Annotated in this window: 1 protein-coding gene; it reads left to right on the plus strand. The window is 68.3% G+C overall.

The features are described from left to right. Positions 1–176: 176 nt before the first annotated feature. Positions 177–12,584 (plus strand): filamentous haemagglutinin family protein, encoded by a 12,408-nt coding sequence (locus tag BW38_RS0120345; RefSeq protein ID WP_032974567.1) that lies wholly within the window; start codon positions 177–179, stop codon positions 12,582–12,584. Positions 12,585–12,714 lie beyond the last annotated feature (130 nt).

Below are 12,714 nucleotides of genomic sequence, written 5' to 3' on the forward strand. Positions count from 1 at the left end.
GCTGATCGAAGCGCCGGCCGAAATGCCGGCGCTTTCCTTCGTGGTGGCACCGCATCCGCGCTGAGCTGTCGTCTTCACGCCGCGGCCACCGTCTATCAGGTGCAGGGCATGCGTTACGCAGGCCCCCTTCGTACTCGCCGCGGCCGACGCGGCCCATCAGGTTGACGAGGTCCCCGATGTCGCACCCGCATTCGCCCGCCGCCCGTTTCTCCGCCTCCCTCTGGCGCAGCCACCCGATGGCCTGGGCCGTGGCCGTGGCGCTGGGCAGCGTGGTCGCTCCTGCCAGCCAGGCGCAGCAGGCCTTCAGCCCCGGCTGGTTCGCCGACCGCGGCGCCGCCCAAGGTGCGGCAGCACAGAGTGGCCGTATGCCCAATGGCGCGCCGATCCAGTTCCAGCTGCCTGCACAACAGCAGGATGCGGCGCGACAGAAGCTGCAGCAGTCGATCGACAACCTCGGCACGGCCGCGCAGGCCATCGCATTGCAGCAGCGCATGCAGGAGCAGGCCCGGCAGGCGCGACGCGAGGCGGGCTTCGTGGTGGCCGATGGGCTGGGCAAGGATGGCCTGAAGGTGGACGAGAATCCGCTGACCCGTGGCTGGATCAACGCCCGCGAAGCGACCCAGTCGCAGGGCGCCGACGGCCGGGTGCAGGTCAGCATCGAGCAGACCGCCGACCAGGCGATCCTGAACTGGGAAACCTTCAACATCGGTAGCAACACCACGCTGAATTTCCTGCAGAAAGCTGACTGGGCCGTGTTGAACCGGGTCAATGATCCGGCCGCAAGGCCCAGTCAGATTCTCGGCCAGCTGAAGGCCAATGGCACGGTGTTCGTTGCCAACCGCAACGGCGTGGTGTTCGGCAACAACAGCCAGGTCAACGTCCGCAACCTGGTGGCCGCTGCAGCACGTATCAGCGACGCGCAGTTCCGTGACAACGGTCTGTACAGCGTTGATGCGAACACGTCCGCCCTGACCGATGCGGTGGGCAAGATCATGGTTGAACGTGGTGCGCGCATCACCACGCATGAGCCCACCAGCGCAACGCGCGGCGGAGGCTATGTGCTGCTGGCCGGCCACAGCGTGGAGAATGCGGGCCAGATCGAAACCCGGAGGGGCCAGACCCAGCTGGCGGCCGGCGACAGCTTCGTGATCCGCCGCGGCGTGGGCACGGCGCAGAACACGGCTTCGACCACGCGGGGCAATGAGATCGCGCCGCGCTTCGTCACCGACAGCACGGCCGGCAGCGTTCGCAACAGCGGTCTGATCCAGGCGCGCGAGGGCGACGTCACTCTTGCCGGCCGCACGGTCGAACAGGCCGGCGTGGCGGTGGCCACAACGACGTTGAACCAGCGCGGCACCGTGCATCTGCTGAGTTCGTCCTCCGACAGCAAGGGCAGCGTGACCCTGGCCACGGGTTCGACGACGGCAGTGCTGATCGAAGATGATGGCAAGAGCACCGCGCTTGACAGCCAGCGCGACGCCCTCATCAGGGAATCGGCCGAGCAGGACAAGCTTCGTGCCGCCAGCAACAGTGGCACCTTCGACAATCTCTCGCGGCTGCAGGACCGCCGGGAGCAATCACGCATCGAAGTCGTCTCCGGCGGCGATGTGAACTTCCAGGCCGGCTCGCTGGCGGTGGCCACCGGCGGCCAGGTGATCGCCGACGCCAGCCGGCGCAGCTACCTGGATGATGGCGCGCGCGTGGACGTCTCCGGTGCGGTGGGCGTGCAGGTGGCGATGGAGAGCAACAACGTCAAGGTGAAGGTGCAGGGCAACGAGCTGCGCGATTCGCCGGACAACCGTGACAGCGGCAAGCTGATCAGCAGCGAGGTGTGGATCGACCGCCGCCAGTTGATCGAAGTTGGCGCCGGTACCGGTGGCTATGAAGGTACGCGCTGGTATGCCGGCGGCGGCCTGCTGGAAGTGGGTGGCTACCTGGACAATCAGGGGCATTCGATCAGCGAATGGGCGGCGCAGGGCGGCACCGTCCAGCTGGCAGGCAAGGAAGTGGTCAGCCACGCCGGTTCGCGCATCAATCTGGCCGGTGGCAGCCTGGACGTGCAGTCCGGCGTGGTCCAGCAGAGCTGGCTGCGTGGGCGCGATGGCCAGTTGTACCGGCTTGACGATGCGCCGGCGGAGATGCTGTACGACGGTCTGTACCAGGGCTACGAACTGAAGCAGGAGCGTTGGGGGGTCACCGAATCCTTCCGCAATCCACTGGTCGCCCCTGGCCAGCGCTTCGACAATGGCTACACTGTGGGACGCGACGCCGGCCGCCTGTTGATCTCGGCGCCCACGGCCGTCCTGCAGGGCCAGGTGGATACGGTGGCCTTCCAGGGCGTGCAGCAGACGCGCCGCCCAGACCAGGGACAGGACGGGTACGCGCAGGCGCAGACGGCGGCGGCCCGCAACGCCCAGCTTTGGCTTGGGCGTTTCGACAACACCGGGCGCAGTGCAGTGTTCGATTCGCAGGTCCGCATCGGAGAGCTCCAGGCCGACACCCGGCCGTGGACGCTGCAGGCGCCGGTCGGGGAAGCACAACGCAATACCGTGTGGCTGGACAGTGAGGTCCTGAGCACCCAGCGTTGGGGGCAGGTGGACCTCGCTTCGGCCGGCCGCATCGATCTGGATGGCACGCTCAGGTTGCAGGAGGGCGGCCGGCTTGGCCTTGCCGCAAGCCGCGTCAGCCTCGGCGGAACGGTGCAGATTGCCGGCGGCCAGGTGGAGGCCGGCAACCTGCTTCTGGTGCTCGGCAGGCCGACGGCCCTGCTGTCCTCCGGGCGCGGCGCGCTCGATGTTGCGGCGGGCGCGCGGATCGATCTTGGCGGCGGCTGGAGCAACGCGCTTGCCGCGCCGGAAGGCGGTCCCGCACAGGCGTGGATCGACGGTGGACAGCTGCGCTTCAACGGCAGCCACGACATCAACGTGGGCGAGGGCGCACGGATTTCGGTGGATGCCGGTGGTGTCATCGATGCCAATGGCAAGGGGCGCGTGGGCAAGGGGGGCAGTGTCAGCCTGCTCGCGGCCAGCACCGAGGTCGCCACCGACGGCAGTGGCCGGCTGCGTATCGGCAAGGACGCACGCTTCAGCGCGCTCGGCAATGGCAGCGGCAACTTCACTTTGGCAACAGGCGGTGCGGTGGCCATCGGCGCGCCTGGCACGGACGCATCGGCGGCGTCGCTGCACTTGCAGGAAGCGCTGTTCAAGAGTGGCTTTGCCGGCTATGACATCGCCGGTCACAACGGCTTGACGGTCGAAGAGGGTACCCAGCTGCAGGTGGAACGACCGGCGCTGCGGCTGGCCGAGGGCGCACAGCAGGCACTGGCCCGCGAGCAGGGTGTGCAGGCCTGGACGCCATCGTTGTATGAGGCCGATCCAGCCAGCGGACGCGTGTCGCAGCGTGGCGGCGCCAGCCTGACGCTGCGCGCCGGGCATCTGTTGTCCACGGCCGACCTGCGCGTTGGCAAGGGGGCCAGGATCGAGGTCGACCCGGGCCAGTCGATCGAACTGTTCAGCGCCGGCAACCTGACTGTGGCCGGTAGTCTGAAGGCGGCCGGCGGGCGCATCCGCCTGGACGAGGCATTCGATCCGTCGGGCGTACGCGGCGATGCACGCCGCGAGCGCCAGTGGACGATCGCCGATGGCGCACTGCTTGACGTGAGTGGCGACACCGTTTCCCTGCCCGACGCGCGCAGGACGTTGCGCGGGCAGGTACGCAAGGGCGGAACCATCGAGATCGGGGGGGCGCTGGACTGGGAGGACCAGGACAACGTGCGCCACCTGCCGCCCGATACCTTCGTGGTGGTGGAGCGCGGTGCACGGCTGGATGCGTCCGGTGCTTCGGCGCTGCTCGATATCGATGGCAGCGCGCGTACCCGGGTCGACAGCGATGGCGGCAGCATCGTGCTGCGTGCGGGCAATGCCCTGTACCTGCACGGCGAACTGGATGCAGCGGCGGGCGGCGACGGTGCGCGCGGTGGCACCCTTGGTGTTGCCTTCGGTGGCGGCACCTACGGCAGAACGGCAGACGGTAAGGACGTGCTGGCGCCGCGGGTGATCTCGCTGACCCAGCACGCCGCGCAGACGGCGAGCCTGCCTGCACGCCTTGAATACGGCCATGCGGCACTGTCGGTGGAGCAGGTCGAGGCCGGTGGTTTCGATCATCTGGCCCTGTTTGGCGATATCCGCGCCCAGGGAGATGTCAATCTGCGCATGGACCAGAGCCTGCGCCTGCAAGGCGTGAACGAGCGTTACCTAGGCTTCGTCCCGGGCAACAGCGCGGGCAGCCGCCTGCAACTGGCCGCGCCGTATGTCCGCCTTGCGCAGGGGCGCTGGTGGCAGCCGGCCGGGGAAGGCACGCTGCGCCCGCTGGAGGCACCGTTCGATACCGGTCGGCAGCATCGCCTGGAGGTGGACGCCGATCTGATCGACCTGCGCGACGTCACCTGGCTGGCCGGCTTTGATCAGGTCGGGCTGCGCAGCAGCGGCGACATCCGCATGCTGGCGCCAGTCGCCAGCACTTCACGAATCTCCACGCTGGCAAGCCCGGGTTCGATCGATATCAGCGCCGCACGCCTGTACCCTGCGGCCAGGGCCCAGGGACGCATCGTGGCCGGCGTTCCCGAAATCGGTCCCTCGGGAATGCCGTCCTGGCAGAACCCAGACGCCGTGCTGCGCATCCATGGCATTGCGGGCGGCGCGCAACCGGCACCGGATTCTGCGTTCGGCAGCCTGGAGCTGGTGGCGGCAACGGTGGTGCAGGGCGGCACGGTGCAGGCGCCGTGGGGCCGCGTGCAGCTGGGCGGCAACGAGTTCAACTCGAATCGTGCCAGCCGTGTCGATCTGCTTGCCGGCAGCGTGACCTCCATCAGTGGCGCCGGGCTGGCGCTGCCCTTTGGCGGCACCGTGGACGGTGTGAGCTGGCGCCGCAACGATGCCGACTTCGATGTACTGGGCCCCGGCTCGATCAGCATCCCGATCGGTATCGACATCGTGGCCAATGCCTTCAGTGGCGCGGCGGGCAGCGTGCTGGATGTGTCCGGCGGAGGCGAGCTGTCCGGTGCCGCGTTCGTGGCAGGGCGCGGTGGCTCGGTGGACATCCTGCGGCATGCGCTGGCGGATGCGAACCCGCGCTACCGCTTCAGCGGCAGTGACAATGCGGTCTACGCGATCATGCCGGGACGCTCGGGCACGCAGGCGCCGCTGGGCACCGCTGACGGCAGTGCCGATCCGCGCGTTGGCCAACAGATCATCATAACCGCCGGTGTTCCCGGCCTTCCGGCGGGAACCTACACGTTGCTGCCGGCCAGCTACGCTCTGCAGAAGGGCGCATTCCGCGTCGAAGTTGGCGCCGAAAGCGCCGTCGGCAGCCGCCAGCCAGTGGCGACCGGCACTGGCTCCTGGCGCGTCAGTGGACACCAGGCGCAGAGCCTGGGCGGTGGTGTCTCACCGCTGCTCACCGATCTGGTGCTGACGCCGGCGGAGGTGGTGCGCCGCCATGCCAGCTACAACGAGACCGCCTACAGCGCGTTCGTGCAGGGCGTGGCCGAGCGGCGTGGCGAAGCGCTGCGCTGGCGGCCGACCGACGCCGGCAACCTCAACCTGGTGTTGGGCGACGGCGCAGGACGTTCGGCCGTGCCAGCCGCGATCTTCCAGGGCCTGTCCCATTTCAACGCCGGCAGCAATGACGGGCGCGGCGGCACGCTTTCGGTCAACCTCCGCACCTCCGATGGCGCGGTGCTGGAGATTGCCACCGAAGGCGACAGCGCCGGCAGCGGCAGCGGCAGCGGTGCAACCATCTTCGACTCCGCGCTCAATGCGTTCCGCCCGGAAACGATGCTGATTGGCGGCGTGCTGCGACGTGACGCGACGACCTATTCGCTGGAAGGCAGCGCGCGGCACATCGTGGTGCGCAACGGCGTCACCCTGACGGCGCAGGAAGTGCTGCTGTCGGCCGCCTTCGGAGGCAAGGGGATCCTGATCGAGCAGGGCGCTGCGATCGACACCTTGACCGGGGCCGATCCGTCGCGAGTTGCGCAGCCCACGGCGCCCTACCTGGTGTCGGGCGGCCTGCTTGCCGTGTCCAACCAGCGCTTGACGGCGCTCAGTGCGCAGGGCGGCAGTGCCGCAGGTCCGGTGGCGATCGACATCGGCGGATGCGTGGTGGACTGCAATGGCCAGACCCGGTTGCTGTCGGCAGGCAGCATCAATGTGGTCACCGACGGTGCCTTGAACATTGGTGATTCGGTGAGCTACGGCACGCGCCAGCTCGGCCTGGGCATGTCGGCGCTCAATCTCGGCAGCGCCGAGGCCATTGCGGCGGCATCGGCGGCCGGCGGCCTGCCGGTCGGCATGACCATGAACCAGGAGGTGTTGCAGCGATTGCTGCGGGGAAACACCGCCACCGGCGCGCCGGCGCTGGAGGCCCTCAGCCTGACCGCGCGCGATGCCATCAATGTCTTCGGCAGCGTGGACCTCGACACCCGTGAGGGCGCAACCGGCCGCAGCAGCCTGCGCAGCCTGGTGCTGGGCGCACCGGCCATTCACGGTTACGGAACCGCGACCGATCGCGCGCGCATCTTCGCCGATACGCTGGTCTGGGACGGTACGCTGGCCGGCACCACGTTGCCCGGCGGTGAGCAGACCCAGCCGGCCGGCGAGGCGATGGTGGGCCGGCTTGGCCAAGGGCAGCTGGAAATCAATGCAAGGGCGCTGGAGCTGGGGCGTGCGCCCCTCACCCGGCCCAGCTCGTCGGTGGCCGCGGATCGCCAGGTGCTCGGCTTCGCCGGCGTTACCCTGGCAGCATCGGATCGCATGTTGTTCTCCGGCAAGGGCAGTCTGGATGTCTTCCAGCGGCAGGGCGACTACGTGGCAGGCAGCGGCTGGCAGTTCAGCGGCGGCGCGCTGGATATCGTTACCCCGCTGCTGACCGGCAGTGCGGGCGCGCAGCTGGCAATCCGCAATGGCGGTACGGTGCAGTTGCGCGGTGCTGCGGCAACCGCGGGCAGCGATGCGTTGGGTGCGGAGTTGTCCATCACGGCCGAACGCGTTGTGATCGACAGCCGGGTGGCGCTGGCGTCCGGCCGGTTCGAAGCCAATGCCCGCCAGGGCGTGGCGCTTGGCAGCAATGCAGTGCTGGACATGGCGGGGCGGAAGGTCAGCCTGTTCGACGTGGACAAGTACAGTTGGGGCGGCGACGTAGCGCTGTCGAGCCGTGACGGTGACATCGTTGCCGACGCGGCGTCGCGCATCGATCTTTCCGCCCGCAACAACCGCGGCGGCCGCTTGACGGTCGCTGCGCTGGGCGCGCAGGGCGGCCGTGTGGATCTGGCAGGCACGTTGCTTGGCGGAGCCAGCGGCCGCTACGACGCCGGTGGCACTGAAGTGCCCTACGACGGCGGCGAGCTGGTAGTGCGTGCACGCCAGTTGCAGGACTTCTCCGGCCTGAACACCCGGCTTACCGCCGGCGGCATTACCGGTGGCCGGACGTTCCAGTTGAGCGTAGGCGACCTGGTGATCGGCGATGAAGTGAAGGCACGCAACGTTGATATCAGCGTCGATGGTGGCAGCCTGCTCGTCAATGGCCGCATTGATGCCAGTGGCGAACAGGTCGGCAGCATCCGCCTGTCCGCCCGCGATGTGCTGCGTATCGACGGCACATTGGACGCGCATGGCAGCGCCTTGCGCGTGGACAGCTACGGCAAGATCATCGACAGCCCGAACCGGGCGATGATCGAACTGACCTCGGCCAGTGGCGGCCTGCAGCTGGGCGCGACCGCCTCGATGGACCTGCGCGCCGGCACCTCGGTGGCCGCGGGTAGCGGCCCGGGCCAGAACGATGGCCGCGCACGCGGCAGCATCAAGCTCAACGTGCCACGCGTGGGCAGCAACGACGCAGCGATCGCCGTGGCCAGCGGACTCCGCATCGCCGGTGCCGGCGACCTCCAGGTCAACGCCTTCCGCAGCTATGATTCGGCGCCACTGGCCAGCGCTCCGGACGTGCATGGCCATCGTCCGCAGGTGATCAACCAGCGGTGGCTGGACACGGTGGTGGACCCGGACAACAGCCAATGGATGAACGCTGCGCTGGCCAATGCAGGATTGCAGCAGCGCACTGCTGCCCTGGGCAGCTACCGCCTTCGCCCCGGCGTGCAGATCGTGGCGCGGACCAGCAGCGACAATCCGCGTGGCGATCTGGTCGTGGCCGACGATATCGATCTGTCCGGCTACCGCTACGGCCCGCAGTCGAACCGGACCGATCCGGCACGGCGCGGGTTCGGTGAGTCGGCCACGCTGGTGCTGCGTGCCGAGGGTGATATCAATGTCTACGGCAGCATCAACGACGGCTTCGCGCCGCCCCCGGCCAATCCCGATGAGGACGGCTGGGTGCTGCTGGAAGGGCGCAGTAGCGGTACGCCCAACACTGCGTTCGGCGGCGACCTGATCGTGCCCGGTGAGGGTGTCCAGCTGCAGCGCGGCACCGAATTCCGTGCCGGCGCCACGCTGAACTATGCACTGCCCTTCGAGGCCGTAACCTTGCCGGCGGGAACCGTGCTGCCGGCGGAGATGGTGTTGTCCGGGCCGCTGCTGCTGCCCGCCGGTACCGTTCTGGGCGCGGCCGTGACGACAGGCAGCGGGCAGGTGATGGCGGCCGGTACCGTGCTGGCACAGGCGCTGGCTTTGCAGTCCGGTGCCCGCCTGGGTGCCGGCTTCCGCCTGCGTACGCCGGCGCCGGTGGCCGCACAGGTGTGGCCGGCCGGTGTCGCCCTGCCCATGGCAATGAAGCTCTCCGGCGCACTGGACCTGCATGCCGGTGCGATCATCCCGTCGATGACCAAGGTGGAGCTGGCCGGCGATGCGCCGGTGAAGCTGCGAACGGCCGATGCCAGCGGGCGCCAGGGGCGCAACTGGGCGCTGGCGGCGATGCTGCCCGACGGCACCACGTCGTGGGATCTGACCGCAGTGGCCGGTGCCGATACGACCGCCGCCGATCCGCGTACCCGCCGCTGGGGAAGTGACGGCAGCATCGTGCTGGCCGACAGCCACTACAGCACCATCGGGACAGTAACCACGACGACAGAATGGAAGGGTGATCGCATCGTCAATCTGGAGGGTTCTCTGTACTGGTGGGGCGATGAGAGTCTGGCCGGAAAGTCACCTGCCGAGGTGGCCGAGATCATCGGGACCACCGAGGCGGAGATCTGTGGTGCAGGCTCCTTCTGCGGCCCCGCGCCGCGCCTGGTGGACAAGGAAGGCTCGCTGGCATGGTGGGGCGATGAATCCTGGGTCGGCCGCCCGGCTTCGGAACTGGGTGCCGAGATGGGCATGTCGGAGGAAGAGATCTGCGCGGCAATGGGCTACTGCTATGGCGGCGGCACGCTGACGGAAGTCACGACCTATGGCAAGCGGCTGGGGGCACCGGCCTGGAGCGTGCTGCGTACCGGCAAGGGTGATCTGGCACTGCTGGCCGCGCAGGACGTTCGCATGAAGTCCGGCTTCGGCGTGTACACCGCAGGTGCGCCGACGTTGTTGGGCGATGGCAACGACGCGCGCTTCAACGCGGCACGTGCGCCGAAACCGATGAACACCGCGCTGCTCGGCGCGACGCAGGCCTCCGGATCCTATGACGCGGCCATCGCCGGCTACCAGGCGTGGTACCCGGACCAGGGCGGCAATCTGCGTGTTGAAGCGGGGCGCGACATCATCGGCGATGTCTGGACCGGCCGCTCCGAATCGGGCACGGCGCAACGTGACCAGGCCGGGCATTCCAGTGCCGCGGTGGGAGGCTGGCTGTGGCGGCAGGGTTCGGGCACGACGGAAGGTGTGCAGACCACAGCAACCAGCTGGTGGATCAACTTTGGCACCTACAGCACCGTCGGCGCCGAACTGGACGCGACGCCCCGCATGGTCGGCTTCACCGGCTTCGGCACGTTGGGTGGGGGCAATCTGTCCCTGGAAGCCGGCCGCCACTCGGGCGTGATCTCGCCGATGGGCAATGCCCTGGGCTTGTTGACGGCGCCCCATTCCAGCGCGATCGTCGCTGCGGTCGGGTCGACCGGACGCGTCAGCGACGGTGAGCTGCATCTGACGGGGGGCGGCGACCTGACGCTGCGAAGCGGCGGAGCGCTCAACCCCGGCCTGCGCGCGAGCGCGCAGCAGCCCGAAGGTTTCCTGCAGGATCTGGATCTCAATGGCGCCGTGACCAATCTACGCGGCAGCACACTGCTGCAGGCGGCGCGCATTGGTGGTGTCAGTGCGATACAGAGCAGCTACGGAACGTTGGGGCTGAAGAATCCGTTCGTGGCCGACGCCCCGGTGGCGATGGCGGGGCCGGTGCTCATCCTGGGCGATTCCACCGCACTGGTGCAGGCGCGCGGCGATGTGGTGCTGGGCAGTGCGGCCGACCCCGGGCGGGTGCCGGTGGCCAATTTCAACGATATCCTGCTGGACGATGGCAGCCACGCGTCGGGCTCGAGCTGGTTCTCGCTGTGGACACAACGCACCGCACTGGACCTGTTCTCGGCAGGCGGGAACCTTTCGCCGGGCCTGGTCGGCACGCAGCATGCCAGCGGAAGCAACCAGGGCAGGGAGGTGATAGACATCAGCCCCAGCGATGGTGACGTCATCCTCAACTACTGGTTGTATCCGTCCCGGTTCAGCGCCGTGGCGGCCTCCGGCAACATCAATCTCGCCAGTCTGCGGGCGAGCGGCGCCACCCTCGGTGCCCAGGATGTCATCCTGCTGGCGCCCTCGGCGTCGGGTCGACTGGAGGTGCTGGCAGGAGGATCCATCCTGGCTGCCGAACAGGCCACCCAGATTGTGCGCTCCAGCAGTGATGCCCGCGTTCCGGGCCCGTTCGATCCGGGCTTCATCGCGCGGGGGCCGGGAAATGCCGGAACCGTGCGCAGCAACGTATCCGTGGACGGGGGCAGGGCCGACCCTGAGGCCGTGCTGCCGTATTTCGCGTTCGGTCCCAATACAGCGCTCGGCGCGCTGCTACCAACTACCCCAACTGTAGCCAGCAGATTCTATGCCGTGGCCGGCGACATCATCGGGCTGGGCAGCGGCAGCAGGCGGCAGTTGTCGCGCGATACGGGGAACAACGGGCGCACCGTGTTCGACTGGTACGAAGCGGGCTCGGCAGTACAGCTGCGCGCCGGTCGCGATGTCATCAATGCAAACGTTACCGCGCTCAACACCAGCAGTACCGATATCAGTGGGATCGACGCGGGCCGCGACATCATCCGCAGCAATCTGACGGTGGCCGGCCCCGGCAATGTCGAGGTCAGCGCCGGCCGCCAGCTGCGCCAGGAAGAGGCGGGAAGCATCGTCAGCCTCGGCGGTATCGTGCAGGGTGACACCCGGCCGGGTGCGAGCATTGCGGTGACCGCAGGCAACCAGCATCTTGATTTCGATGCACTGCGCGCACGCTATCTGGATCCGGCCGCGCTCGCCGACCCGGCGCAATCGCTGGCTTCGCAGCCCGGCAAGGCGGTGAAGATCTATGACAAGGAACTGAAGCAGTGGCTGCAGCAGCGCTTCGGTACATCCAGCGAAGGCTTGGATGCGCTGGCCGTGTTCGACGCATTGCCGAAGGAGCAGCAGCGCATCTTCCTGCGCCAGGTCTACTACGCTGAACTGCGCGAAGGTGGTCGTGAGTACACCAATGCAGAAGGGCCGCGCTTCGGTTCCTACCTGCGCGGGCGCGAAGCGATCGCCACGCTGATGCCGGACAAGGATGCCAATGGCGCAACGATCAACCGTACTGGCGATATCGTGATGTATGGCGGCTCCGGTGTGCGCACCGAAGCGGGTGGCAACATCGAGCTGATGGCGCCAGGCGGGCAGATCGTGGTGGGCGTGCAGGGCGTGGTACCTCCGGCCAGCGCGGGCCTGGTCACCCAGGGCCAGGGCGACATCCGTCTGTTCAGCCAGGACAGCGTGCTGCTGGGCCTGTCGCGGGTGATGACCACCTTTGGTGGTGACATCCTGGCGTGGTCCGAGCAGGGCGACATCAACGCCGGCCGTGGCTCGCAGACCACGCTGCTGTACACCCCGCCGCGTCGGGTCTACGACACCTGGGGCAACGTGATCCTGTCGCCGCAGGCACCGGCCAGCGGCGCCGGCATCGCAACGTTGAACCCGATCGCCGAAGTGGCACCTGGCGATGTCGACCTGATCGCGCCGCTGGGCACCATCGATGCCGGCGAGGCGGGTATCCGCGTGTCGGGCAACATCAACCTGGCGGCACTGCAGGTGCTCAACGCCGCCAATATCCAGGTGCAGGGCGACAGCAAGGGCCTGCCGGTACTGGCCTCGGTGAACGTCAACGCGCTCGCGTCGGCAAGCGCTGCGGCCAACAGCGCCAGCCAGGCCGCACAGGACGTGATGCGCAAGAGCCAGGACGATGCGCGGCGCAACCAGCCGTCGGTGATCAGCGTGCAGATCCTGGGCTTCGGCAGTGCCAGCAGCAGCATCGATCCGCCAACGCGCGGAAACACAGCCGCCGCCACGGGCTACGACGTCAACAGCGCCTTCCAGTTCCCGCAGGCCCGGGCAGACGCAGGCAAGCAGCAGGTGCAGTAGATCCACGCCATGCGTGGATGGAGGAACGGTGTGGATCAAGGTCCGCACCCACCACGCGCAGAACACAGGATCGGGCCAGCTGCCAGGGAACGGTGGCGGCCCCAGCCAGGACGGCACCGAGGGCAGGGAG

Origin of the sequence: Stenotrophomonas sp. RIT309 (assembly GCF_000632045.1) — a bacterium.
GTDB lineage: Bacteria > Pseudomonadota > Gammaproteobacteria > Xanthomonadales > Xanthomonadaceae > Stenotrophomonas > Stenotrophomonas indicatrix.

Bases quoted from the DNA above. Each gene is read 5' to 3' on its own strand.
- BW38_RS0120345 (WP_032974567.1), top strand. From the start codon at position 177: ATGTCGCACCCGCATTCGCCCGCCGCCCGTTTCTCCGCCTCCCTCTGG.